Annotated in this window: 24 protein-coding genes, 1 pseudogene and 4 riboswitches; of the genes and pseudogenes, 7 read left to right on the top strand and 18 right to left on the bottom strand. The window is 51.4% G+C overall.

Translation table 11 applies throughout. From position 1 onward, the window contains the following. Window positions 1-152: 152 nt before the first annotated feature. Window positions 153-2,141, bottom strand: a complete 1,989-nt coding sequence (locus tag I8J30_RS12750) for a beta-galactosidase trimerization domain-containing protein (RefSeq protein WP_210655379.1) — start codon at window positions 2,139-2,141, stop codon at window positions 153-155. A gap of 124 nt (window positions 2,142-2,265) precedes the next feature. On the opposite strand from I8J30_RS12750, the gene I8J30_RS12745 reads away from it, so the two are divergent. The 3 genes from I8J30_RS12745 (at window position 2,266) to I8J30_RS12735 (ending at window position 5,035) form a co-directional block, all read left to right on the top strand. Beyond that, entirely contained in the window at window positions 2,266-3,138 is an 873-nt protein-coding gene (locus tag I8J30_RS12745; protein ID WP_210655381.1) for a helix-turn-helix domain-containing protein, read from the top strand. Between the two features lie 67 nt (window positions 3,139-3,205). Further along, window positions 3,206-3,787 (top strand): DUF1349 domain-containing protein, encoded by a 582-nt coding sequence (locus I8J30_RS12740; RefSeq protein WP_210656073.1) that lies wholly within the window; start codon window positions 3,206-3,208, stop codon window positions 3,785-3,787. A gap of 114 nt (window positions 3,788-3,901) precedes the next feature. Then, window positions 3,902-5,035 carry a sensor histidine kinase gene (locus I8J30_RS12735; RefSeq protein WP_210655383.1) on the top strand — a complete coding sequence of 378 codons (1,134 nt, stop codon included), beginning with the start codon at window positions 3,902-3,904 and terminating at the stop codon, window positions 5,033-5,035. An 85-nt stretch (window positions 5,036-5,120) separates the two neighbouring features. Here I8J30_RS12735 and I8J30_RS12730 read toward each other — a convergent pair whose 3' ends face one another. Both I8J30_RS12730 and I8J30_RS12725 read right to left on the bottom strand, forming a co-directional pair. Continuing rightward, window positions 5,121-5,672: a GNAT family N-acetyltransferase gene (locus I8J30_RS12730; protein ID WP_210655385.1), complete on the bottom strand. Its 552-nt coding sequence runs from the start codon at window positions 5,670-5,672 to the stop codon at window positions 5,121-5,123. A 127-nt stretch (window positions 5,673-5,799) separates the two neighbouring features. Beyond that, window positions 5,800-8,220, bottom strand: a complete 2,421-nt coding sequence (locus I8J30_RS12725; RefSeq protein ID WP_210655387.1) for an alpha-L-rhamnosidase-related protein — start codon at window positions 8,218-8,220, stop codon at window positions 5,800-5,802. Between the two features lie 311 nt (window positions 8,221-8,531). Between I8J30_RS12725 and I8J30_RS12720 the strand changes: the two genes are divergently transcribed. Next, entirely contained in the window at window positions 8,532-9,587 is a 1,056-nt protein-coding gene (locus I8J30_RS12720) for a LacI family DNA-binding transcriptional regulator (protein WP_210655389.1), read from the top strand. Between the two features lie 155 nt (window positions 9,588-9,742). Here I8J30_RS12720 and I8J30_RS12715 read toward each other — a convergent pair whose 3' ends face one another. The 6 genes from I8J30_RS12715 to I8J30_RS33650 form a co-directional block, all read right to left on the bottom strand. After that, window positions 9,743-10,192, bottom strand: coding sequence for a hypothetical protein (locus I8J30_RS12715; protein ID WP_210655391.1), 450 nt, complete (start codon window positions 10,190-10,192; stop codon window positions 9,743-9,745). A gap of 158 nt (window positions 10,193-10,350) precedes the next feature. Beyond that, window positions 10,351-11,217, bottom strand: a complete 867-nt coding sequence (locus tag I8J30_RS12710) for a lipoate--protein ligase family protein (RefSeq protein ID WP_210656075.1) — start codon at window positions 11,215-11,217, stop codon at window positions 10,351-10,353. Then, a complete protein-coding gene (gene lpdA, locus I8J30_RS12705) occupies window positions 11,217-12,644 on the bottom strand; it encodes a dihydrolipoyl dehydrogenase (protein WP_210655393.1) in 1,428 nt (475 codons plus the stop codon). Before lpdA ends, I8J30_RS12710 begins: the two co-directional genes overlap by 1 nt. Further along, window positions 12,641-13,546: a lipoyl synthase gene (gene lipA / locus I8J30_RS12700; RefSeq protein WP_338044812.1), complete on the bottom strand. Its 906-nt coding sequence runs from the start codon at window positions 13,544-13,546 to the stop codon at window positions 12,641-12,643. The genes lpdA and lipA overlap by 4 nt, the downstream gene beginning before the upstream one ends. A 4-nt stretch (window positions 13,547-13,550) precedes the next feature. Further along, entirely contained in the window at window positions 13,551-13,943 is a 393-nt protein-coding gene (gene gcvH, locus I8J30_RS12695) for a glycine cleavage system protein GcvH (protein WP_210655397.1), read from the bottom strand. A gap of 80 nt (window positions 13,944-14,023) precedes the next feature. After that, window positions 14,024-14,179, bottom strand: coding sequence for a hypothetical protein (locus tag I8J30_RS33650; RefSeq protein WP_420831224.1), 156 nt, complete (start codon window positions 14,177-14,179; stop codon window positions 14,024-14,026). A gap of 3 nt (window positions 14,180-14,182) precedes the next feature. Continuing rightward, window positions 14,183-14,261: riboswitch (glycine riboswitch) on the bottom strand. A gap of 3 nt (window positions 14,262-14,264) precedes the next feature. Continuing rightward, a riboswitch (glycine riboswitch) is annotated at window positions 14,265-14,376 on the bottom strand. A 147-nt stretch (window positions 14,377-14,523) separates the two neighbouring features. After that, window positions 14,524-14,627: riboswitch (glycine riboswitch) on the top strand. 3 nt (window positions 14,628-14,630) lie between these two features. Then, window positions 14,631-14,729: riboswitch (glycine riboswitch) on the top strand. A 99-nt stretch (window positions 14,730-14,828) separates the two neighbouring features. Here I8J30_RS33650 and gcvT point away from each other — a divergent pair. From gcvT to gcvPB, 3 genes are read left to right on the top strand one after another with little or no spacing between them, the layout of a single operon-like run. Further along, window positions 14,829-15,938: a glycine cleavage system aminomethyltransferase GcvT gene (gcvT, locus tag I8J30_RS12685; RefSeq protein WP_210655399.1), complete on the top strand. Its 1,110-nt coding sequence runs from the start codon at window positions 14,829-14,831 to the stop codon at window positions 15,936-15,938. Between the two features lie 5 nt (window positions 15,939-15,943). Beyond that, window positions 15,944-17,299 carry an aminomethyl-transferring glycine dehydrogenase subunit GcvPA gene (gene gcvPA, locus I8J30_RS12680; RefSeq protein ID WP_210655401.1) on the top strand — a complete coding sequence of 452 codons (1,356 nt, stop codon included), beginning with the start codon at window positions 15,944-15,946 and terminating at the stop codon, window positions 17,297-17,299. A gap of 56 nt (window positions 17,300-17,355) precedes the next feature. Next, window positions 17,356-18,819: an aminomethyl-transferring glycine dehydrogenase subunit GcvPB gene (gene gcvPB / locus I8J30_RS12675; RefSeq protein WP_210656077.1), complete on the top strand. Its 1,464-nt coding sequence runs from the start codon at window positions 17,356-17,358 to the stop codon at window positions 18,817-18,819. A gap of 101 nt (window positions 18,820-18,920) precedes the next feature. On the opposite strand, the gene I8J30_RS12670 is transcribed toward gcvPB, so the two are convergent. The 9 genes and pseudogenes from I8J30_RS12670 to I8J30_RS12630 form a co-directional block, all read right to left on the bottom strand. Beyond that, complete coding sequence (locus tag I8J30_RS12670; RefSeq protein WP_338044793.1) at window positions 18,921-19,472, bottom strand: FTR1 family protein; 552 nt, start codon at window positions 19,470-19,472, stop codon at window positions 18,921-18,923. Then, window positions 19,429-19,620: pseudogene (locus I8J30_RS12665) on the bottom strand (iron uptake transporter deferrochelatase/peroxidase subunit); the annotation flags it as partial. The pseudogene I8J30_RS12665 and the gene I8J30_RS12670, both read right to left, overlap by 44 nt. Then, a complete protein-coding gene (locus I8J30_RS34210; protein WP_210655409.1) occupies window positions 19,556-19,825 on the bottom strand; it encodes an imelysin family protein in 270 nt (89 codons plus the stop codon). The pseudogene I8J30_RS12665 and the gene I8J30_RS34210, both read right to left, overlap by 65 nt. 45 nt (window positions 19,826-19,870) lie before the next feature. Beyond that, window positions 19,871-20,977 carry a Ger(x)C family spore germination protein gene (locus I8J30_RS12655; RefSeq protein ID WP_210655411.1) on the bottom strand — a complete coding sequence of 369 codons (1,107 nt, stop codon included), beginning with the start codon at window positions 20,975-20,977 and terminating at the stop codon, window positions 19,871-19,873. After that, a complete protein-coding gene (locus I8J30_RS12650) occupies window positions 20,974-22,059 on the bottom strand; it encodes a GerAB/ArcD/ProY family transporter (protein ID WP_210655412.1) in 1,086 nt (361 codons plus the stop codon). The genes I8J30_RS12655 and I8J30_RS12650 overlap by 4 nt, the downstream gene beginning before the upstream one ends. After that, window positions 22,056-23,555: a spore germination protein gene (locus tag I8J30_RS12645; RefSeq protein WP_210655414.1), complete on the bottom strand. Its 1,500-nt coding sequence runs from the start codon at window positions 23,553-23,555 to the stop codon at window positions 22,056-22,058. The genes I8J30_RS12650 and I8J30_RS12645 overlap by 4 nt, the downstream gene beginning before the upstream one ends. A 128-nt stretch (window positions 23,556-23,683) precedes the next feature. Beyond that, entirely contained in the window at window positions 23,684-24,268 is a 585-nt protein-coding gene (locus I8J30_RS12640; protein ID WP_210655416.1) for a TMEM175 family protein, read from the bottom strand. Between the two features lie 116 nt (window positions 24,269-24,384). Then, a complete protein-coding gene (locus I8J30_RS12635; protein ID WP_210655418.1) occupies window positions 24,385-24,939 on the bottom strand; it encodes an Hcp family type VI secretion system effector in 555 nt (184 codons plus the stop codon). 142 nt (window positions 24,940-25,081) lie between these two features. Continuing rightward, the gene (locus I8J30_RS12630; protein ID WP_210655420.1) at window positions 25,082-25,516 is read right to left on the bottom strand and encodes a protein-tyrosine phosphatase family protein; all 435 of its coding nucleotides are present in this window, start codon (window positions 25,514-25,516) and stop codon (window positions 25,082-25,084) included. Window positions 25,517-25,532 lie beyond the last annotated feature (16 nt).

The raw sequence follows: 25,532 nt of genomic DNA, 5'->3' as shown, positions 1-25,532 counted from the left end.
CCTCATGAGGGATCAATCCTCTCTGTATTATTTTTCCTACTGCAAGTATTCCGTCATTACAGCCCGAAATCCTGCCCCGAGCGGCGCCATTACCAGCAAAAAAACAGCAGAAACGGTCTACGATCCCCGCTCCTGCTGCTTCTTACTTAAATCTACTTCGCGACATCAATCACGACCATTTGATGGCATTCGATTCGATCTACGGTATACGTCAGCTTCCCGTCTTCCTGCACGAACGACAAAGCGGCTTGCTGCGGTGCCAAGTAGACGTTCTTAACCTCTTCCTGCAATTGCAAGGATACCTTCGTAGCATAAACCGGTAAAATATCCTCAATAATCTCAATCCCATTGCCGCGTTTCACCGGTGTCGCATACAGCAAGTGGTTGATGTATCGGCTTTCTGCCGGCTGCCGCTGAAGGGTCACTATGCCTTGCGCCGGCAAGGAGGTATCGATCGTTTTGTTGCCGCCCAGCAATTTATTCAGGGCATAGATCACCGTTTCCCTCAAGATCAAGCTGCCTTTCGTCCCGTAATCCTCGAAGACATTCCAGGCGATATAGATGCCGTCCGGCCCTTCCACCATGCCGGGTCCACCGTCGCGGCGCGAGCTTGGCGTATGCTGATGCGAGCAGAAGGCGAAGACATCCCGGTTAAAATACGGATCCTCCCGCCGACCAAGCACAGCTCCGCCTGCTCCATCTTCAAGTTCAACGCGTTGACCTTTGCCATAGAATATAAATGCGGCCCGGCCGAGATCCTGTACCTCAAACGCCGGACGGAAATAATCCGGCTGAAAGCCGTTCTCGCCCAGCCATCGAGCGCCAAATGAAAGGCCGAACCCGCTTCCGTCTTCCTTTAAACCCGACCGTCCTGTTGCCAGCACCTTGCCGCCATCATTCAGATAACGCCTAAGGCTGGCGGTTAACCGATTGCCGAGCAGCACTTCGTCAGGCAAAATAATAACTTTGTAGCCGGAGAAATCCGCATCCATATCGATTACGTCAAACAGAATTTTGCCTTCCAGCAGCATCCTTACCGCACCCGCATCGGAATGCCCCGTGAAATCCACTTGCCCCGACGTCTTGTGAACCCCGACAGCCTCAAGAGAGAGCAAGGCAACATCGGCCACATTCACGGTATCCGTGCACCAGGCTTCTTTCTGCTCCACCTCGCGGTAGGCGCGGCCAATCAGTTCATAGGTCGCCTCATCCATGACGCCGTCCGGATGGAGCTGGTCGCCGATTGAGCAGCGAGCCCCGTTCGCGATGCTAAGCGCGGTCTCGTAGCGCAGTGCGTTCGGATGTTTATAGCCGCCGAATTCCCCCCATGACGTATGGAACTTGCCGGTCATGCCCAGATATGGCATGCCAAGCGTCTGCGAATAACGCGCCGACAATGGGAAGTGATCATACCCCCAGCCGCCGGTAGGCAATGATTCCAGCTCCAGATGCGTGTTCAGCTCGGCCAAGTCGCGTCGGCCTCGGCGAATATGCCCGCCATTTTGGAAGATAGGCATGCCCGGCTTTAAGCCATGGATCAGCTCCTTCACCGCTTTCCCATAATGGGCATAAGTGCGTTCGCCCAGCGCCAGCACATCTTCCGCATTGCGCGGGTCTTTGCCTTCGCGTCGCAGATCCGCCACGCAATAGTGGCAGTAGCATTGACGGACGCCAACGATATCAAGGAAGATCCCATCCGCATCATAGCCTCGAACAACCTCTTCGATCTGCTTCAGCAGCATCTCCAGGTAAGGAGTGTTCATGCAGAACTCATGATAACCCGGCTGCATGAAATTTTTGACCCAGCTCGTTCTCTCTTCCTGATCGCGGAACAGCCATTCCGGATGGCGTCTGGCCATCTTCTCATCCAGCCCCGCGGAAATATAGACAGGCGTCTTAACGCCGATTTCATGCGCCGCTTCAATCATTGCGCCAAGCAAATCAAACCCCAATCCGGGATGGCGCTCATTGGCTTCGCTCGGGTGGTAAGCCCAGCCATGATGGCATTTGGAGAACACCGTAATGGAATCAACATGGCCTTTGCGCAGCATCTCTTGGAACTGCTCCTTGGAGAACTGACTGCCAATGCCCGGAATGGCCTCTGAGGTATGAAAATCAAGATGAACCTGTCTAAACCGCATACGCTTCGCCCCTATCCTCGTAGTCAATCTTTCTTCACTATTACATAGTCGTTGCACGGGAGGATAGAGATGGAATAGACTTGTTATAGCACAAAATCGACCTATTAGGAGAGGACCCTCTACGATGGAATGTTTACAGCTTCCTATCCCTCCGCTTCCGCAATTCGTAACCGTCGGCCATTCCATATGGCGGCCGGGCAACCAGCATTTCAAGCGGAATTTTCCCATGTATGACATGCTGCTCGTGATCAAAGGTACCATTTATATGACGGAAGATGAGCGGCCTTATGCGGTTGGTGCAGGTGATCTGCTTCTTCTCGAGCCCGGTCATACCCATGTCGGTCATCGGCCCTGCGACGAAGATACCGAGATCTATTGGATTCATTTCTATCACCCACTACCTGCCGTCTCTCTGAGCAGCCACCAAATCTCCTGGTCCTCCATTCTTGAACCGGGCACAGATGCCGATTTCCTTCCGCGCAGACAATCGTTGTTTCTGCCGAAATGGGCGAATATCGACCCGAAGCCGCTGCTGCCAATACTTCGTGAAATGCTGACGATTCAGCAGAAGCTGAATTTGGAGAATGCGGCGCGTCTGCATGGATTGCTCGTTCGATTGCTGGAGCAGCTGCAGCAGCTAACGATAGAATCGACGAAGCCGTCGCGCTCGCTTACACTAAGCCGCCGGCTGGAAGAGTTTTTACCCCGCTTCATCAAGGAGCCGTTTCACTCGGCTTCGCTGGAGGAACAGTTTCATTTTAATGCCGAATACCTGTCTCGTTGTTTAAAGAAACATACCGGCAAAACGCCTGTCCAATACATCCGTTATTTAAAGATCGAAGAGGCCAAGCGGCTTCTCGCAGCAGGCGAGCTGCCCGTTCCCGTCATAGCCGAAGCCATCGGCGTTGAGGACTATAATTATTTCATCCGGATGTTCAGGGAAACGACCGGTCAGACGCCGGGAGATTACCGCAGTTCGCGACAAGGATTAAGTTGAGGGCAGGACATTTCGTTTGCGAAGAGAATGTTATGTAAGAGTGAGAATTTCAGTGAAATGAGGGATGATGGTGGAAGCGAATTTATTGCTCAATCTGCAGCCGGAACGGACGATGCAGTGGATGAACGAACCGAGTCATTCGGAGCGCGGCGAGAACGGTGAACTAATCATTGAAGCTCCGGCGAATGCTGACTTCTATCAGGATCCGGCAGGCAAACACGTTGTCAGCTCCGCACCATTCCTGTATAGGCCGGTTACGGGGTCTTTCGTACTGACTACCAGATTAAGCGCCTCCATGACGCACAAATATGACTCGGGCTGTCTGATGCTGATGGTAGACGACCGAAATTGGGCGAAGCTATGTTTCGAATATGACGGCGAATGCCCTACCATCGTGTCTGTTGTCACGAAAGATGGCAGCTCAGACGACTGCAATTCCGAGCGCGTCGAGGTAGAGAAGCCGTATTTGCGCATAACGCGAGACGATAATTGTATCTCCTTCCATTATTCAGCGGATGGTGAGCTGTGGCGGCAAATCCGATATTTCGGCATGAATCTCCCTTCCACTTGCTTAACGGGCGTAGTTGCGCAATCGCCTCAAGGGACGGGCTGCCTCGTGAAGATAGATGAACTGACTTTAACCGCTTAGCCCCTTCCTAACCGACAGCTGCGATCCACTGACTCCGACCAGTTCTTCCATCCATACCGTCTGCGCCTATTGACGTGCCTATTCCGAAAATGAATCCCTGGAGTGAGCGAATTCATGAATGAGAAGATGAATGAAATCAATCGGTTCTTCGACATGTATCAGAAAGAAATTATACATAACTGGATCATGCGGCTGGAACAGAACTATCCGAATCAATATGACACCGCTACGCTTCAAGAACAAGGCGAACGCTACATCATTCTAATATCGGATATCCAGATCCCAATTGAGGAGCATCCCATATTTGCCGAGTATAAAGAGTGGTGCGACCTGCTGTTTAATAAAGGGATCCCCATTGATCATATTTTAAAAAGCTCATTGTTTTTCCGGGAAGCGTTTCTCGAGAAAATAGCTGTCATTGAGGTCGAAGTTTCTCAGCTTGCCGCTATTATTTCAACCATCATCACCAGAATCGATGCCTTCCAAGCGACAATCTACACTTACTTCTTCGATCATACCCGCGGCAAGATGGAGCTGCAGGATAAATTGATCGAGGATATTCATGCGGATAAACTCAACTTAATCGGCAAAATGGCGTCCAGCATGGCACACGAGATTCGCAATCCTCTGACATCCATCAAAGGTTTTCTCGTATTAATTCGTAAGTCTCTGCCACTGGATTCGCTTGGCAGCATCGAGAAATATCTGGACATCATCGACAATGAATTCCGTAATATCGAAATGCAAGTCACCGGATTTCTCAGTTTCTCCCGAAAGCCGATCGCGGATGAGCAGCGCATCCTCATGCCGCTGCATGAGGTCATTGAGAAAACGCTCCTCCTCGTCAACCCGCTGCTGTTGAATGAGAATATCGAGCTTTCCTTGCGGCTGCAGGATGATCTGCAGGTGGAGGTTCAGAACCTTGCCATTATTCAGGTGTTCTCGAATCTGCTGAATAACGCCATTGACGCGCTGCGCGAAACGGACATCCATCATCGCAAAATTACGGTGCTTACCTTCGCTGACGGAGCCCATATCTACATTCGTTTCATCAATACCGGACCGGAAATTCCGGCAGACATTCAATCGACCTTATTTGATCCGTTCGTCACGGGCAAATCGGACGGTACCGGCCTTGGACTCGCAATTTGCAAGCAAATCGTGGAACGCAATAACGGCACCATCACGTTCGAAACGAACCGCAAGGAAACCACGTTTACGCTGCGGTTTCCGGCACTTGCCGATTAGCTGCCGGTCAGCAAGAAGCCTCCTGCACGCAACCGAAGAGGTGCGCTCAGGAGGCTTTATTTGTAATCAGATTGAGATTTCCGCTTCAAGTTATGGATGGTTTCCATTCCGACTTCAGCAAACCGTAGACCAGATGATCGTGATACTCTCCCTTGTTATACTCCGCTTCTCTGATGATTCCTTCTTGCACAAATCCAAGCCGCAGCGGGATGGCTTTACTCCTCGCATTATCCACTCTTACTCGAATTTCGATCCGGTTCAGCTCTAATTCCTGAAAGATATACGCAATCATCTTCCTGCAAGCCTCTGTCATGAATCCCTTCCCTTGATGCTCCGCACTCAGCCAATAGCCGATTGACGTCTTTCTGTGTTTCCAGTTAATATCATGGACGCTAATATTGCCTATGTAACGATCCTGATAGAAAATACCGCAGGAGACACCGTTGTTGCCGGTGAATCTCTTCAGCTCATATTCAATATAGAGTTTCACTTCATCCACGCTTGCCGTCGTAAGCGCCCAAGGCAAGAACTCCCCAAGATACTCTCGATTCTTCTTGATCGCGGCATAGATGTCATCGGCATGATTGATCTGCAAAATTTGCAATTTCAAGTCCGCGTTTATCGTGTAACTGAACAAAGACTCACGCTCCTTCGAAATCGAGATGCGGTAGACCTAGCTTCATTTAGTATAACAGGAACTGGAAATTGAGGGATATCAAAAAGAAGATCGAAATGTCCAAACCGACATTTCGATCTCTCGCAGGCTACTGGCTGTTGGCAACAGCGTTGAATGTGTAATCGCACTCGATTTCCAATTCCCGCGCTTCAGCGAAGGACCTTTGCTCGCCGCTCGGCAGTGTGAGCGTAACCGGAATGCCGGCCGGTCCATTCACTTGAATGGCGAAACGGCTGCCGTCCAGCTGCCAGGCTACTTCAACAAGGCCATGAGGCGTTGATGCGCTACCTTTCGCCCAGTTGAGCGGACCGACGACCGGTGAAATACCGATCTGGGCAAAACCGGGTGCCAGCGGTTTGATGCCGAGAATTTCGGAAGGAAATTCATAGAGCGGCAAGGCGCCCCAGGCGTGGCAATCGCTGCGCTCCGACACCGGGTCTTCCACCCAAGCCGTCAGGTGCAGATCGACTTGTCTGCGCCATGAATCCCACAGCTGGAACGTTTGCTCGTACATGCCCGTCATCGCCAGTGCACGGAACAGATAGTACGACATTGCCGTCGAGATTTGTGCCAGATCAGCTCCATCTCCGTCTCCATCCAGCATCCGTGCCGTCAGCGACTTCGCTTCATCCCCTTTGACCGTTCCCGTGAGTACGGCCCACACCTGCGCATGCTGGCTGTAGGCTTCAACCGCCGGCCCGTCACGGAACAGCTGGCGCGATTCCGACCAGCAATGAAGGCGAACAGCTTCGCGTACGGATGCTGCCCGCTCGCGGTATTCCGCGCCGGTCTCGTTTCGTCCGGTCCACTCATTCATCTCCGCCGCTTTGACCAGCGCATCCGCATACATGAGATTGTAGACCGTAAGCGGCCCGCGGCGTGCCGCATGCGGAGCGCCGGCATTGTCCTTCCATGCCATCGTCCAATCCACGAACGACCAATACGCGGTCGGCATTTGCCCGACAAGCCCGCTCTCCTCGCGGCGATTCTCGAACCAGCCGAGCACCGCATCCATCGTCGGACGATACGCTTTCACAAGGGCAGCATCGCCGTAATGTTTGTAGTGATCGTATACCATCATGAGCCAGAACAAGGCAAAGCCCGGTATGACCTGTCTGTCGACGGATGGATAGCGGCTTTGCAGGATGCCGCTTGGCAGCAAGGAGCTGTGGAAGTCGCGAATCGTCTTGCGGCCGAGCTTGTCATCCCCGCTTACGGAATAGGTGAACAACGCTTGCAGACGGCTGTCCAGTTCATATTGCATTTGCTCATAGAACGGGGTGTCTTCATACGTTTCATGCATACAGCCGCGCAGCGTATTTAAGCTGATTTCCCATAACGGCGCTAATGTAGGATCCGATCCGTCAAACGCCGCCAATTCCTCCAGCGGATATCCGCTTTGACGATAATCGATCCCTGCCAGCGTCACGGGTTCATCTGCGGCTTGAAGCGTCAGACGAATAAACCGAAACCCTCTGCGGTGGATAGGCTCGTACACTTCACTTACAGCCGTGCTCGAATCGCCGACACCGGCAATAGAATAGTAATCCTCGAAGCCATACAGCGACTTGCCTTCTTTATCATCGCGAACCCCTTTATGGCGAGTTCCGTCTCCCTCCGGCGGAAGCTCATAGGATTCTGCATAAAGCACGGAAGCTTGCGCACCTCTGCCTCCATAGAACTGAACGCGCGGATATCCGCTGGTCATCCGGGAAGCATCCAGCTCTACAATCAGCTTCTCTCCCGGAGCCAGCACCACGCCAAACAGTTGCTCCGGCGAAATGCCTTCGTTCCATGTCCGCTCCCCGCTCGACGCCTGCATAACGCGAGTAAAAGAACGTACTGTCTCTCGCATGAACGGAATCGACCGTTCGGTTAACTGCCAACGCGTCAATTGACCATACATCCCGTCCATAATCTCGCTGACGGCAACTGCATTCGTCCATTTGCTATCATCATAATCGACATTCGTGAATCCGATCGGCAGGTCGCCGCCCTTCACACGTTCCCCGCCGCCGATAAACAATGTAAACGCTTCCCTTTCGAACGTGAACGCACCGGCTCCAAGACGCATTGCCTGCCAGCGCGAATCCGTGCTGACATCCTCCAAGACGTTGCCCGCTCCATCCGCCAATTGACCATCCAGCAGGAAAGCGCCCATATCCGATCGCCATACAGAGGCAGGTCCGGTTCTCCCCGCATAATAGATCACTTGAGCCGCCCAAACATTCTCCCCGTCAAGGAGCTTGTCCGTCACGTCGATCACTTCATAGTAATGGGTGTTCATGTCCCCTTTAAGCGGACCGCTTACAAGCGATTCTCCGTTTAGCCAGAGCCGATAACGGCTGTCTGCAGAAACGCGTACAGTCAAACGAACATCCGACTTATCTGAAACGTGAAAGCTGCGGCGAAAATAAGCCAGCTGCGGCTCTCTATCACCTGCAACCTGATCGAGGCCGTTCCGATTCGGCCAAATCCATTTTGCCTGCCAATTGAGGTTCTCTTCCATGCTTGCTTTCCAACTCCTTCTCATCGCTCAAGTTCGCCAATCCTCCAAGTGAGTTGCCATCAGGCTGTCATCTTTCATTATAATGAAATTCGCGGTTTCCATCAGCAACAATCTCTCTACACCGCGTTCAAGAATAAATTAGCCGGATTAGCCAATAAATGGATAGGTAGATGCGACTCTCGCACCTATTATTCGTGTATACTCATTCACACGTTGCAGAATCCAATGGTATAATGATCAATAAATATTACGAAATTGTTAACCTTCTTTTATTCGTTTATCTAAAATTCGTACTCGACCGGGAGGATAACATGTCAGCTACAATCAAGGATGTAGCGAAGATGGCGGGCGTTGCTGTTTCGACCGTCTCCTACGCACTGAACAACTCGCCTAAGATCAGTGAAGAGACGCGCCGCAAAGTCGTTCGGGCCGCAGAGGCGCTGAATTTCCGTCCAAGCGGGGCTGCCCGCAATTTGAAGAAACGCAAGAGTGAGACGATCGGACTATTCCTGAACGATCTTGGCGGTCCTTTCTACAGCCAAGTCATTGAAGGCGTCCAAGAGATTGTAGCCTCGCATGATTACAATTTGATCGTCTGCAGTACCTATGGCGGCGAGAATAGCTCCGCGCATCGTTTCTTAAGAGAGAAGTTCGTAGATGGGGCTATCATCATGGGAACAGCCATCAGCGACAGCCTCATTCTTCAAGTGGCTTCGGAATCCTTCCCTATTGTCGTGCTCGATCGAGAGCTTAGAGGCGATTATGTACATAACGTCCTCATCACCAATGAACAAGGCGGCTATGATGCAGTCGCTCATCTCATTAAGCTGGGGCGGCGCAATATTGAATTTCTGAGCGGACCGTCGGCAGCCTTCGATAACACGCAGCGATACGAGGGCTACAAACGCGCTCTGCTCGAACACGACCTGCCCGTCCCTAAGCGGATTGCGATGCACGGACGATTCCTCGAAGCCGGCGGTTATCAAGCGGTCAAGCTTCTCCTAGCAAGCAAACGGCTGCCGGACGCTATATTCGCAGCCAATGACGAGATGGCAATCGGCGCCATCCGCGCTCTGCACGAAGCAGGCCTGCGCGTGCCCGAGGATATTGCCATTGTCGGCTTCGACAACATTAACCTGGCCCCGCTAATCAGGCCGGCATTGTCGACGATCGGCCATTCCAAATTTGAGGTTGGCGCCATTGCCACCCAGCTCGTCTTCAATGCACGCAAGGAAGAGGACGTCATCATTCTTCCTACGCAGCTCATCGCCAGGCAGTCCTGCGGGTTCTCCGGCGGCGTAAGTGAACAGGATCATGACAACTTAGTCGCTTCCATCCTCCATGTCGGGGGACGAACGAAACATTAAACTCGATTTCGCGTGATTCAAAGTACGGGTTTGCCAGGTACGGGACTTGATAGTTAAAGCATTCAAATGCGAATGAAGCCCGCGGATTCCGCGGGCTTCATTCGTAAAATACGCTTGTCAATCCAAATCGGCTCCCTCACCCTCTGTTCTGCTTATTACCAAGCACGAACCCAGCTAATTTTGGATATCAATATGAAACAGACAGCAAGCAGACAGAACGCGCAGCCGTTAACCAGCCGCATGAGTCCGATATGAAAGCTTCCCCATTGCACAATCGCGAATAGCGCCGAGATTGCGAAGCCGATGGCAAGGCCTAATAGCCGCGAACTGACCATTTTATGCTTAAATCCGTCAGGGAGCCCTTGCAGCTGAACCTCGGCCTTCTCGGAAGACACGCCAAGATTCACCACCGCAAAGCCAAAGCCTGCGCAGGACACCGCAAAGGTGATGACGGATGAGTCGCTGCCGCTCCAAGATAATAGACAAACCGACGCGAACATGCATAGCAACAATCCAATAGGGATGGAAGACCAAGCTGATCGAGCGAGCATATTATCCGGAATGTAGGCTCCAACGCATAGCATGATGCCGGTAATGAGGTTCAATCTAAGCCCTCCGATAGCGCATACCCGGCAGAAACAAATTGTACCGTACAGAAGAAATGGGAGGCGAAAAGCGCGATTAGAAGCCGGCGATGCCGCGGACCATGCAGATTATTAATAGCTGAATGCCGTCGTATAGGCTTCATCTGAACATCCTCCGTTTATCTTCGAAGATTCCAACCGTCAGCGCCATATTTATCTATCGCAAGCTGGTTGGCCAATTCCGTTTCGAACTCCGTTAAGCTGCCGTTGATGAGTTCGGATTCCAGCCCTTGAGCAAATCCGATGCGAAAAGCTTCCTCCACATCCGTAATCGTTAGCGGCAGTTCCCCTTTCCGCCGCAGACAGGTATTTATCGCGACTGCTTTGCGCTCGAATAATTTTCTCATCAGCCTTTTTTCCGTCTCGTCGTCGAAACGCAAAACACCGTATAACAGATCCGCATCCAGTTCAATAAGGATGGAGCCGTGCTGGAGAATGACTCCTTTGGTTCGCATTTGAGCGCTTCCCGCGATTTTCTTGCCTTCAACGACAAGCTCATACTTGGAAGGAGCATCGAAACAGGCAGCCGACATCAGCTTTCCTCCCGAAGCACTGCACGCGGATTGATCCGCCAATACATCAGCCTCCATGTCTTCCATACCCGACATGTTCGCGGCTAAACCTAACTTGCGAAAGCCAAACAGCAGTCCCATGCTGAGAACGCGATAGGCTTCAACTACGCTGCTCGGAATGCCGGGATAATTCTCGGAGACGATGAGGCTGTAGGTGAGCTCTTGATCGTGAAGCACCGCACGTCCGCCGGTTGCCCGCCGGACGAAGCCGAGGCCATGCTTGTGCAGCGCATCAAAGTCGACCTCGGCAGCCTTCTGAAAACAGCCAATGGACAATGTCGCAGGACTCCAGCCGTAGAATCGAACGGTCGGCGGAACAAGTCCCCGTTCATGAGCAACGACGATCGCTTCATCGATGGCCATGTTCTCTGCCGGCGTCCGATTCCCCGTGTGTACGAACCTCCACATCGCAATCACATCCCCAGAGCCAGGTTGTCGGCCTCGAGCATGGCTTCGCCGATAATTTCGGAGAGCGTCGGATGCGGATGAATCATTCGGCCGATATGCATCGAGGTTGCCTTCACAAGCTGCGCAAGCGATGCTTCGCCGATGAAGTCCGTCACATGCGGTCCGATCATGTGAACGCCAAGGACATCCCCGGTCTTCTCGTCCGCAACCACTTTAACGAAGCCGTCAGAGTCACCTAAAACCAGCGCTTTGCCAATCGCCTTGAACGAAAACTTGCCTATTTTGACCGAATGCCCGCTTTCCACCGCAGCCTGCTCAGATAGTCCGACACTGGCAAGCTCGGGACGGCTGTAGATGCATTTCGGAACGGAAACAGCCTCTGGCGAATGAGCGTCGAGTCCGCAGATGCTCTCTGCCGCCACCACCCCTTCATGACTGGCAACATGGGCGAGCTGCAGACCGCCGACGACATCGCCGATTGCATAGACATGTGGATCGTTCGTCCGCATGGATCGGTCTACCGCGATGACCCCCTGCTCGATCCGCGCCGCCGTTCGTTCGAGTCCGAAGCCTTCAATATTCGCCGCTCGTCCAACAGAAACAAGCATACGATCTGCCATCAGCGTCTCGATCTTGCTTCCCCGCGAGACCTGCAAGACCACGCCTCCATCGTCCGCCAAAACGCTGCCGGGAAGCAGCATTGCGCCTGTCAACGTTTTGATCCTGCGTTTCGTGAACAGACGCGCCAGTTCGCGGGACAAGTCCTCATCTTCCGTTGGCACGATCCGATCTGCCGCTTCGACGATTGTTACTTGCGCGCCGAAATCGTTCAACATCGAAGCCCATTCAACGCCAATGACGCCCCCTCCGACGATTACAACAGAAGCCGGGACGGATTCCATGGCAAGCGCTTCATCACTGCTCATAATCCGCTCGTTTACCGGCAACCCGGGGATACGACGGGGACGTGATCCCGTAGCCACAATGAGATCACGATAGCCGATGCTTATTGGTGGTTCACCTTCCGCAATGCCGCTGCTCTTTACTTCAATAACGCCATTGCGATCACTCGTAATGGCAGTATTCGCAATCATACCCATGCCTTCATAGACATCGATCTTATTCTTCTTCATAAGGAAGCGTACGCCGCTCTCGAGCCGCTCAACGATAGCATCCTTTCGGGCAAGCACATTACTATAATCAAGTTCGATCCCGTGCACGCGGATTCCGAAGCTTGAGCTGCGCTTCATGGTCTCGTAGAGCTCCGCGCTGCGCAGCAGCGTTTTGCTGGGAATGCATCCCTTATGCAGACAAGTGCCGCCCAGCTTCTCTTTCTCGACCAGCGCAATGCGTTTGCCCAACTGGGCAGCTCGGATGGCGGCTACGTAACCGCCGGGGCCGCCGCCCAAAATAACGATATCATAGTCGTTCATAGTAACACTCCCCCTACAGCACTGGCTGCCTTCGCGCGCTCGGCTTGCTCGCGGGCGTGATAGGAGCTTCGGACGAGCGGTCCTGCCTCGACATGGGCGAAACCAAGCGCAAGTCCCTCCTGCTTGAGTACTTCGAATTCCGTTGGATGATAATAGCGAACGACATCCATATGCTTGGACGTAGGCTGCAAATACTGCCCAATCGTCAGAATATCGCAGCCGGCTTCCCGCAAATCGCGCATGGCTTCAATAAGCTCTTCCTTCTCCTCCCCCAGCCCGACCATCAAGCCGGATTTCGTCGTCTGACTTGGACGAAGTTCCTTGGCCATGCGGAGCACAGACAGTGAACGGACATATTTGGCCTTTGCGCGCACTTTGTCCGAAAGCCGGCTCACCGTCTCGAGATTGTGGTTCAGCACATCCGGCTTCGCTTCCAGCACGACAGCGAGCCGATTCTTGTCACCGCCCAAATCCGGGATTAGCACCTCGATGCTCGTTAGCGGGTTTTCCAAGCGCACAGCCACAATGGTCGCAGCAAACATCGTTGCACCGTGATCAATCAGATCGTCACGGGCGACGGAAGTGATGACGACATGCGCAAGTCCCATCTCGTTGACGGATTGCGCCACATGCCGGGGCTCCTCCAGATCGAGCTCTGTCGGCTGGCCCGAGTTCACGGCGCAGAACCGACAGGCGCGCGTGCAAATTCTCCCCAAAATCATGAATGTTGCCGTACGCCGACTCCAACACTCGAATATATTCGGGCATTTCGCCTCCTCGCACACCGTATGCAGCTGGCGGCCGCGCATCATCGATTTGATCTCTTGGTATCCGTTTCCTGCATGAAGCGATATTTTGAGCCACTCCGGCTTGCGTACCCTTGGCTTCGGCATCTTGCGCACCTCCTTATTTGGATGCAACGAACGCCCCGTATCGCTCAGCGCTCCAGAGCGCGGCCACCACTTCCGCCGCTTCGCCTTCCACCTCGACCTCGATAATCCAGCCTTCTCCATACGGGTCTTCGTTCACTTTTTGCGGTTCGTCCAGCAATTCCTCGTTCACTTTCACGACCGTTCCGCTAACAGGGCTGAACAGATCGGATACGGTTTTTACCGACTCGATCGTACCCATCGGATAGTTCGCCTCAAGCGTTGCCCCCACTTCCGGGAATTCCACGAACACAATGTCGCCTAACTGACATTGCGCAAAATCGGAAATCCCGATTCGAATGACGGCTCCTCGCGCCTCAGCCCATTCATGCTCCTCTGTATAGCCCAATCCTGCTCTCACTTCACTCATGTTCAACTTCCTTTCCGTTATAGGGTAGTTAACTGCGGTTGTCCGACTCTGCCACCCAACATCTGCAAAACCGGCGGCATCTAGGCGCTATTGAGGACCATCGCTGCATATACTTTAAGAGAAGGATTTAGTTCCTCGCCGAAGCATACGGCCTTACCCGCGATGATATGCATAAGCGGTTCTCCTTGCATGCCGGGGAAGCAATAAAAAGAGACAGAGAACCGGCTATGCGCCAAGTTCTCTGTCCCGGGTACCTGAGAGTTTAAACGGTCCAAGATCCGCTCTTACCCCTTTGGTGGCTATTCGCTCTCTCCAGAGTTGCGTCGAATGGCGGTACGTTTACCTGAGAGATTAATCTTCGGCCGGCCGTCGACTTGCTCCTTCGGTGCCTCCGGAACGGTTCGCTCCTTCAGTCTCTCCCTGCCATCGTCATCCGCTTATTCGGTTGTTGATGGGTTTAGCTTAAAACAGAATTATAATTTATGTCAATATACCTAACATATTATTAACATTTTTTTATTTTTGTTGACACAACCTGTTATTTGCATGTAAGAATAGAGGATAACAACTAAATAAGCGGATGATGATAAAGGGAGAGATCGCCAACAAGCAAGATTTCGGCGGCGCCGAAGGAGTAAACCTTACATAGGTGAATCTCTCAGGCAAAAGGACCTTTATCGGACGCACCTCTGGAGAGCATCCCGTTCGCGGGATCACCCACGGGGAAACTTATGTTCCATCTTTTTCAACCGGACATAGGGTAACTCTCAGGTACAAAGGACAGAGCAAAAAGGAAACGCAGTCAGCTTCGGCTGAGAATGCGCTCCCTTTTTGTTGCTGTCCTTCTTTGCGTTACGATCACGAATTCGAGGAGGAGAGTCAAGAATGGCCGATTTGAAAAGAACCCCGTTGTACCCGCTCTATGCCGCTCATCCGGAGGTCCGCTGCATCGACTTCGGCGGCTGGGAGCTGCCCGTCCAGTTCTCCGGCATTCAGAAAGAACACGACGCTGTTCGGCAGCGCGCCGGTCTGTTCGATGTCTCCCATATGGGAGAATTCAAGGTGACCGGCCTATTCGCAGAGCGCTTCTTGCAGCTGTTGACGACCAATGACGTCACGAAGCTCGCCGACGGCCAAGCGCAATACTCACTGATGTGTTATCCGGATGGAGGCGTCGTCGACGACTTGCTTGTCTATCGAATCACGGCCGATCAGTTCATGGTCGTCGTGAACGCTTCGAACATCGATAAGGATTACGAATGGATGCGCAGTCATTTAATCGGGGATGTCCTACTCGAGAATATCTCTGATCAGCTTGCCCTACTCGCCTTGCAGGGACCGTCAGCCGCTGCCGTCATGGCTGCCGCCGGCGCCGGTACCGACGTCCTCGAACTCCCTCCTTTCCGATTCGCACCAAGCACCTCACTCGCGGGAGTGGATGCGTTAGTTTCGCGAACCGGCTACACGGGCGAGGATGGCTTCGAAATCTATGTTCAGGCAGACCGAGCCGGCGACGTCTGGAAAAGGCTGCTCACAGCCGGCGAACCGCTCGGCTTAATCCCTTCCGGACTCGGCGCTCGTGACACCTTGCGCTTTGAGGCGCGATTGCCGCTATACGGTCAAGAGCTCTCGAACACCATCACGCCTCTGGAAGCCGGAGTCAGCTTCTTCGTCAAGCTCGACAAAGAGGTCTTTATCGGCCGAGAAGCGCTGGTCAAGCAGAAGGAAGATGGGCTGTCACGCAAGCTTGTCGGCATCGAGCTGATTGACCGCGGCATCCCCCGCTCGCATTACCCTGTCTATGCAAACGGCACATTAATCGGAACCGTCACGACAGGCACACAATCACCGACGCTGAAGCGCAACCTCGGTCTCGCTTTGATCGATGCGAACTTTGCCGCTCTCGGCACCGAACTGACAGTTGAAATTCGCGGCAAACAGTTAAAGGCCAAAGTCATCAAGACCCCATTTTATAAAAGACTTCCTAAGGAGTGAAATGCATGGCTAATATACACCGCTACATCCCCATAACCGATCAAGACCAAGCCGATATGCTCGCAACGATCGGCGCGGCATCGATCGAAGAGCTGTTCCGAGACATTCCGGAATCCATCCGTTACCGCGGTACGATGCCGATGTCCTCCGCGCTTGACGAATTCTCCCTGCTCGAGCATATGAAGGAGCTTGCCGGACGCAACGCCGACACCGACCGTTACAAAAGCTTTCTTGGTGCGGGAATCTATGATCACCACTTGCCTGTCGTTATCAATCACATGATCTCTCGCTCTGAATTCTATACGGCATATACGCCTTACCAGCCGGAGATCAGCCAAGGCGAGCTTCAAGCCATCTTCGAGTTCCAATCGTACATTTGCGAGCTGACTGGCATGGCTGTCGCAAACGCGAGTATGTATGACGGCGTTACCGCTTTGGCCGAAGCAGGCGCCTTGGCCGCAGGAGCGACGAAGCGAAACCGGATCGTCATCTCGCGTACCGTCCATCCGGAAGCCCGTGAGATGGTCCGCACGATGGCTCGCGGCCTAAACCTGGACATCGTCGAAGTAGGCTTTACGAACGGCGTTACGGATCTGGACGCCCTACAGGCAGCCGTAGACACCAAGACCGCCGCCGTGCTCGTGCAATCGCCGAATTTCTTCGGCGCGGTCGAGGATCTAGCCGCCATCGAGCCAATCATTCACCATGTTAAAGGACTGCTTGTTGTCAGCAGCAATCCCTTGTCGCTCGGTTTGCTGGAGACACCGGGCAAGCTCGGAAGCGACATTGTCGTCGGCGATGCGCAGCCGCTTGGCATCTCGCAATCGCTCGGAGGACCGACCTGCGGGTTCTTCGCCGTCACCGAGCCGCTGATGCGGCGGATGCCGGGCAGGATTGTCGGCCAGACCACGGATATCGACGGAAAGCGCGGCTTTGTTCTGACGCTGCAAGCTCGGGAGCAGCATATAAGGCGGGAGAAAGCGACTTCCAACATCTGCTCGAATCAAGCATTGCTTGCTCTATGTGCTTCGATCTACTTGTCGACGATGGGCAAAGAGGGCTTGCGCGAGGCCGCTAACTTGAATTTACAGAAAGCCCATTACGCAGCCGATCAGTTTGCAAAGCGCGGCTTCGAACTCCCCTTCTCCGCTCCGTTCTTTAATGAATTTGTCGTGAAGCTGCCGACCAGCGTTTCCGTAAAGGAAGCGAATCTGAAGCTGCTTGCCGCCGGCTTCCTCGGTGGCTGCGACCTTGAGTTTGCCTACCCGGAGCTGCAAGGTCATATGTTAATTGCCGTGACGGAGAAACGTACGCGCGCGGAAATCGATCACTTTGTCGCGAGACTGGAGGAAATGGCATGACAACACATTTTAATGAGGGCGATTCTACCATTGCTCTACAGAACGATAAGAGGAACATGTCATTGAAACCGGCCAAATCGCTGATATTCGAGCTCAGCAAACCAGGACGCGTCGCTTATTCCCTCCCGCCTTGCGATGTACCCGAATCGGATCCTTCTGCCTTCATTCCTGCCGAAATGCTAAGACAAACGCCTGCACAGCTTCCCGAGGTTTACGAGGTCGACGTAATCCGTCACTACACCGAGCTGTCCCGGCGCAATTTCGGCGTCGATAACGGCTTCTACCCGCTCGGCTCCTGTACGATGAAGTATAATCCGAAAATCAACGAAGATACCGCTCGTTTCGCGGGCTTCGCCAAGATTCACCCCTATCAGCCGGAAGAGAGCATCCAAGGCGCACTCGAGCTGATGTATGTGCTTCAGAACGACCTGGCTGCACTGACCGGCATGGATCAGGTTACGCTTCAGCCGGCTGCAGGCGCCCATGGCGAATGGACCGGGCTGATGATGATTCGCGCTTACCATGAAAGCCGCGGCGATGTACGCACCAAAGTGATTGTTCCGGACTCCTCGCACGGAACAAATCCTGCCAGTGCCACCGTCGCAGGCTTCGAAACCATCACCATCAAATCGAATGAGCACGGCATGGTCGACCTAGGCGCGCTGCGCGCAGCTGTCGGCAAGGATACCGCAGCGCTCATGCTCACAAATCCGAGTACCCTCGGCCTGTTCGAGGAACAGATCGTTGAGATCGCAGAGATCATCCATGAGGCTGGCGGCCTGCTCTATTACGACGGAGCGAATTCGAATGCGATCATGGGCATCACCAGACCCGGCGACATGGGGTTTGACGTTGTCCACCTTAATTTGCACAAGACGATGAGCACGCCGCACGGCGGCGGCGGCCCGGGAGCCGGCCCTGTCGGCGTGAAAAGCACGCTCATACCGTTTCTGCCCAAACCTCTTGCCGCCAGACGCGATGACGGCACCTATTACTTTGACTACGACCGTCCTGAGTCAATCGGCCGGGTCAAAGCGTTCTACGGCAACTTCGGCATTCTTGTACGGGCATATACGTATATTCGGACCTATGGACCGGAAGGACTGCGCCGCGTCTCGGAATGTGCGGTTCTCAATGCCAACTACATGATGCACCGGCTCGCTCCTCATTTCGAGCTTCCTTACCCCGGCGTCTGTAAGCATGAGTTCGTGATGTCGGGTCGCGGCCTGAAGGAGCACGGCGTCCGCACGTTAGACGTAGCCAAGCGGCTGCTCGACTTCGGTTACCATCCGCCAACCATCTATTTCCCGCTCAACGTCGAGGAATGTATCATGATCGAACCGACCGAAACAGAGAGTAAAGAGACACTCGACGGGTTTATTGATACAATGATCCGAATTGCCGAAGAAGCACGCACGAATCCAGCCATTATACTGGGCGCACCTTATGATACCGTCGTACGCCGACTGGACGAGACGACAGCCGCCCGCAAACCGGTCCTCAACTGTGCGTGCAGCTAATCAGTCGCGCATAGGACAAATCCGATGAATGTAAAGCTAAGCCAATAACGAAAAAAAGCTTAATCCGATCTCCTCTGCGAGATCGGATTAAGCTTTCATTTCTATTTCAAGCTGGTTTTTGCCGTTCCTTCTCGAGGCGCGCCGATAATGAAGACCGAACGATATCGAATGAGCAAATATACAAGCAGAGCGGCTTGCGGAATAACCGTTTCAAGCGTCGGGTAAATGCCAAGGACATTCACGGAGATGCTTCTCGAAATGGAATGCGCCGGTACCCAGGTGGCCACTTGAAGCGAATGAATGCTTTCGCCGATGAAACGGAACACCAGCAAGTAGATGAATGCCGAGGACGTCAGGAAGAACGGACGAAGCGGCAGCTTCACGCTGTACTTGATCATCAATAAGGCAAGAATCCCAAGCAGCACCGCAGCGATCCCGAGCAGCATCTGCATCGGATCAATGGACGGGGACATGCCGACATAGAATATAGCCGTTTCTGCGCCTTCGCGGAAGATGGAGAGCCCCGATACGACAAACAAGGACCATAAGCTGCCTCTTGCCAAGGCTCCTCCCACCTGCTTATCAATGAAGGCATTCCAAGCGCGAAAATCCCTTCCCGTCCTTCGCTGCAAGATCGACCTTATCCCGCTCATTCTGACTTCCAATCGGTGCTCCGCTGTGCCGATGACGGCCGAAGGTGTCTTCTTGATCCTTAAGCGTAGAGCGATCCCACACTTCAACGCGAATCCGAATCCGCCTGACAACCATATAGCTTCCCCCAGCCATCCAAGGAGCACCATCGGTTTGCTCCGGCCCAAAATACTTCAACGGTTTCCATCAATGCGCGAAGTGCCTTGACATCACTAAGAAGTCGATCCGCGTACTCTGTCATGCCGTCCGTGGTGTTATCGACCCACAACGCTTTCTCAATGCGATGGAATCCGCGCCATTCCGCATCAGCTACATCGCCTTCGTGTGCATGAAATTTACATAAAATCTTACTCATTCCGGCATCGACAAAAAAGAGCCCGCGCTTGCGCGCTGGCTCCCTTTACTTAATAATGCCTGTACTTTTAATATGGACTTGGACTTCCGGCCTTATCTTCACTTCCTTGTATGCTTTCTTCCAGTCGATAGTTTTCCACAGCTTGGAATGATGGGCCTTAAGCCTTCTTCCGATGCCAAACGCATCGCAATTCGCCTGCTGCAACTTGCTTGTTACGCCCATGGCGCGTTTATTTAAGTATTCAGTAATTTCCTTCTTCACTTGCTCCCGATCGATTTCTTGGCCTAGATGGTTCGGAAAACTGCTAATAACGCCATAGAGATCTACCTTTACGACAAACTCGATCTCTGACGTTTTTTTATTAACAGCTAAACGGACAGCTCGCTTCATTTTTCTCGTTTGTAAGGTAAGCAAGCTATCGTCTATGGGAATGTCCAAGTTGGCAAATGTGTTCAATTTGCCGAGCAGGAGCAATAATAATATGCTGTTATCATTAGACAAAGAGACGCCTGAATATTTATCGCCATCGAATAGTCCGACACTGTCAACGACTAGCGCTTTATTACCTAATTTATAGATGATAGGCAGAATCATGTCTTCTCCCGGATCAAACAGTTGACTCCAGATCGAATACAGCGTTTGATCCGGAGCGACTGTCGAACGGACTGCTCCGTGAATCAACTGCATAATGCCAAAGGCGATAGGGCTATTGTCAATCTTTTTGAACGATAAAACTTCAGCCCCGACCCCCTTACTTATAAGAATATTCGAATTCAGATATCCTTTCGGATTGCGGTAAAAATATTCCAAAGGTGCTAATAAACCTTGTTTGGCGAGTTCTTCTCCAACGATGATAATATGTGTTTTGGTGGCTTCGACGGTACCGGGAAGCATGCTGTCAATTTTCCTTCCTACACTATATGTCGATTCCCCGGTTGCTTGCATCTCTTGATCTTTTACATCGAATTGGCCGCCGCCTTTACTCTTCAGCTGGATGGCTCTGATTGTCATCATTAAGGAGTTGTCTTTGGCAATATCAAGGCTAAGTCCGTTTACCATTTTTTTAGTGGATAAATATTGGCTGTCCCAACATCCTGTAAGGATCATCGAGCATAATAAGATCCAAACCGTTAGCAATACTCCTCTTCTCATGTTGAACCGACCTCTGCATTATTTTTAACAAGGAAGGATCCCAGCCACAACAACACCGGCACTGCTGCAATCATAACTAAGTATCCATATTCCAGCCATTTACTAAAGGAATCGACATTTTCAATTGTCGATAAATACCACGCTGCAGTGAATACGATGCCCCCGCTGAACCAAACCAGTTTTCGATAGGAGCTTTCTTTGGCGGTTATGGTCTTTCCGGCGACACATAAATAAGAAACAATCGTGGCGGTCATCGGAATAATCCAAATTGTTAAGAAAATAAGGTCTAATCGATCAAACAGCTGATAGGACAACCCTTTTAAAATAAACAAGACCGGTTCATTCACCGAATCTAACGCCTTTGGAGTAATTCCGATCAGGCAGATGAAAACAAAGTAGGTATAAAAAAACGTAACAAAGCAATTGGCTAATGAAATTAAGGTAAACATGCCTTTCTTATTATCTTGTACATGGGAAAAGAAAAATAGTGTCACCTCAAACCCAAGCATGGAGAAGAACGTTTTGTCGCTTCCCCTAAACATTTGCAGCATACCTGAATGGCCTATAGGCAATATATTCGTAATATGCACACTATTCTTAAAGTTTAAAATGCTGATTAGAAGCAACACAAGGAACAGCATGGAAGCTAAGACAAAAAACCTAGCGATAACACGTAAATTATCATGGGCCAAATAAACGCTCGTCCCGACGATAAGCACAAGCAGCACCCACCCGGGAGTTAAGGGCAGCATCCAAGTATGGATCAGCTCTACGTAGAGTGAACATGCATACGCCGCGATGAATACGAAGAAACCAAAATAGACGAGATTGATCACTTTTCCCACATATCGCCCAAGCAGGCGATTTGTAATTTCGCTCAAGGTTTCATTCGGAAATTTCTTGAGCAGCCGCCAATAGACGAATAGCAAAATCTGGATAATTGCTCCGGCCAAAAGAACCGAAATCCAAGAATCTCCATTCGCAATGCTCTGAATTTCAGAGGGCAAGGATAATAAGCCTATTCCAATCTGCGTTTTGATAATCAAAAAAAACAATTGGGTTTTGCTTATGCTCATTTTCATGGACGCTTCCACCTCCCTAATATCGTCTGTTTAATGAGGCCGAATTCCGCTTTTCGCGAGCTTTTATTAACCATCCACAGTGGTAGTCTGAGCAACACATCTTTAAAATTCTCTTTTCCTTGAAACGGACCGAACGGCGCAAAATACGGGATTCCCAATGTTTCGATTTTGCAGAGATGAATAAAGATCAGCATCAGCATTATGGAAATGCCGAAAAAACCGAACAAAGATGCAGCTATCATCATGGGAAATCCCAATACCCGAAGACTGGTTCCAAATTCGTTGACTGGGTTGCCGAAAGACGCAATTGCCGTCAGCCCAATAACAACGATCATCGTGTTCGAAACCAATTGAGCTTCCACCACAGCGGTACCAATGACTAAGCCTCCGACAATACCGATCGTTTGAGAAATAGGTGAAGGCAGCCTAATCGCGGCCTCCTTCAGCAGCTCCAAAATGATTTGCATGACAAGCGCTTCTAAAATAGGCGGTAGAGGAACGTACGTTAACGCCACCTTTACCGAATAAAGAATGCCGATCGGCAGCACTTCAGAATGATACGATACGGTAGCAATATAGATAGCTGGCAAGCAGATAGCTAATAGAAAGCTGACTAAACGAAGCAACCGGTAAAAGGACCCGATAATCCAGCGCCTGTTGTAATCATCCGGTGTCTGAAAAAAGGAGAAGAACGTAATAGGCAGTATCAAAGCAACAGGACTTCCATCGACGATAATTGAGATTTTGCCTTCCAATAAATAAGCTACAGTCCGATCCGGCCTCTCGGTCTGCAGGGCTTGGGGAAATGGCGAAAGCGGATGTTCTTCAAGCATCTCATCAATGTTTTCTGTGGAATACAGATATTCCAGATCGATTGCGGAAAGTCTTTTCTCGCATTCTGCAACGACTTTGGGATCCGCAAAGCCATCCATGTAAATCATCGCGACTTTTGTATTTGTCACACGGCCCAGCGTAAGGTACTTCACTTTTAATTTTGGATTCGTCATGCGAGTGCGAAGCAAATATAGATTGGTACTCAAGCTTTCGATAAATCCATCATGTGCTCCCTTGATGATCTGCTCGCCTTTGGGTTCCTGTATGGCTCGGTCTTGCGATTTTGCTACGGGTATCGCGATTGCGGTCGAGTCGCTTTCCGTTACAATGACGCAATGTCCTTCAAGCATATATTTTCCGATTAGGATTAGATCGGATGACTTTTTGACTTCAACTGCAGTTAACTTCTGCTCGATATCATCGGGACTGGGTTCCAGCAATGCATCGATGACAAGCGTTTGAATGGAAGCCGATTGTACGAGTGACTCCAGATAAATCAAAGCGCAGGTTTGATCTGCCCAAGTGAGCATCTGAAGCTTCAGATCTTCCGTTTGTGCGAAATAGTTCTGAATCTGTGAAATCTTCTTATTGAGATCTCCGGATTCTAATTCAACGGATTGTGGTTTACCGGATTTCCGAATTGTTTTCTTGAAGCGAAACATGCCATCACCACCTGCCGACAGTTAATTATTTCCTTATTGTTTGCAGTAGAGCTTAGAATTATGAAAACTCGGCCTCAACGCAAAAAAAGCCAGTCCGATCGGCGCTCTGATCGAACTGGCTTTCCCTTCTAATTTGCCTTTCTCAGCAATACGCGTTCAATCCGTTTGTCGGGCACAAACCAGAGCACCGCAACAAGCGCGAAGAAGAAGCAAGATACCCATGCGTTAAGATAGGCCGTCACGATGGCTAATAGATAGATCAAAGGCGATATCTTACCTTTGAAATCTTTACCCATCGCCGCCAGAATCGCAGAGTCAGATGGATGCTGGCCCAGAATCGCGCGCTGCAATAACCAATATGAAACGGAGGCTAGCAGCAGCACGATGCCATACAGCGCTGTCGGCGTGGGAGCAAAGTGACTCTCTCCGATCCAAGCCGTAGAGAAAGGCACGAGCGATAACCAGAATAGCAATAGCATATTAAGCCACATCAGCTTGCCGTTCATCGTATGAACGGCGTGAAGAAGATGATGATGATTATTCCAGTAAATCCCCACGTAGATAAAGCTGAACAAATAACTGAGCAGCTTCGGCGCCAAACTTACCAGCGAATGCCACTCGTGTCCCTCCGGCACTTTCAATTCCAGCACCATGATCGTAATAATGATGGCTAATACGCCATCGCTGAACGCTTCCATTCGATTTGCTTTCAACGCGCACACACTCTCCATTTCTAGATGTATGTCTGGTTGTTTCGACGCCTAGGATTGAAAACCTCCTTCACGCACAACAAAAATAGGCAGCCGATGCGGCTGCCTTCTAGTATTCATTAAGCGGCGGGTACATTTTTCTTAACATCCCAGCCGCCTGTGACAGGTTTACGTATCCCTTTCGCATCCGTAATCCAGTACGTCCACTTCACTTTACCGTAAACCAGCTCCACGGTCTCTTCAGTATCATCGAAGTTGTAGTTGCTTATAAAAATATCTTCAAGCTCGATCATCAAGTAAGGGAGTGGATTCCCCTCTCCACCTTGACGCGTATAAACTAGCTTGCCTTTCGGAATATGTACGCCTTTCATGGCAGTCAACATGAGCGGTATAGACGCAGCATCGGTTGATTTGGAAATGGTGAGCGATGACAGACTTACTTTAGAAGCCCCTGAACCTGAACCTGCGGCAACGGCGCCTTGACTGGTTATGGAGAACGAAGCACCTGCAATTGCAATCCACTTCTCATACCCTTTCATGGTCGATTCGCCGGAAATGCCATCCAGCTGCAGCAATATGCTGCCGTTACTCGGTGCTGCCGCGCTTGCAGGTACAATGCTGAGCGTAGCTAACCATAAACAAGCAATCAAGACGGACGATAGCAGCTTCTTCAAGAGTGATCACTCCTCCTTTATTATAGATACATTATGTATCAATAAATGACTTATGACAATTACCGTTCGCAGCAAACCTTCAAATCCCGAACAAACATCGTCAACCAAAAAACCCACCGGCACATGTCGGTGGGCAATTCCGTTATATCCGGTATAGCTTGTCCAGCGCTTCTCGCTGAGGCGGCTTTATATTGATTTTGGCACGAATATCGATTGCCTTCGCTTCCGCTTCTTCAATACCGGCCGCTTGAGAAAGCTCTATCAGTGTTCCGACTGCAACGACACCTGTTCGGCCGCCGCCCCCGGCGCAATGGAAAGCTACTTTCTTGCCGCTCTTGTACGCGCCGACAACTTCATCAATCGCTTTCTTAAATAATAGATGGTCATCCGCCTTATTGTCTCCAAGAGGAATTTGAATCCACTCCACATCCGCGCCTTCATAGGCACAACCGGCAGCCTCGGCACGCAAGTCGATGACGACATCGACCTCTTCGTTCTTGATCATATCCTCTACATCCGCTGCTCCGCCCATGAAGATTCGATCTTTGATTAAAGCTTGATAGTTATTCTGCGACATGTATCATGGCTCCTTC

It is taken from the genome of Paenibacillus lignilyticus (assembly GCF_017942085.1).
GTDB lineage: Bacteria > Bacillota > Bacilli > Paenibacillales > Paenibacillaceae > Paenibacillus_Z > Paenibacillus_Z lignilyticus.
This window is presented reverse-complemented; position numbering and strand designations above follow the sequence as displayed.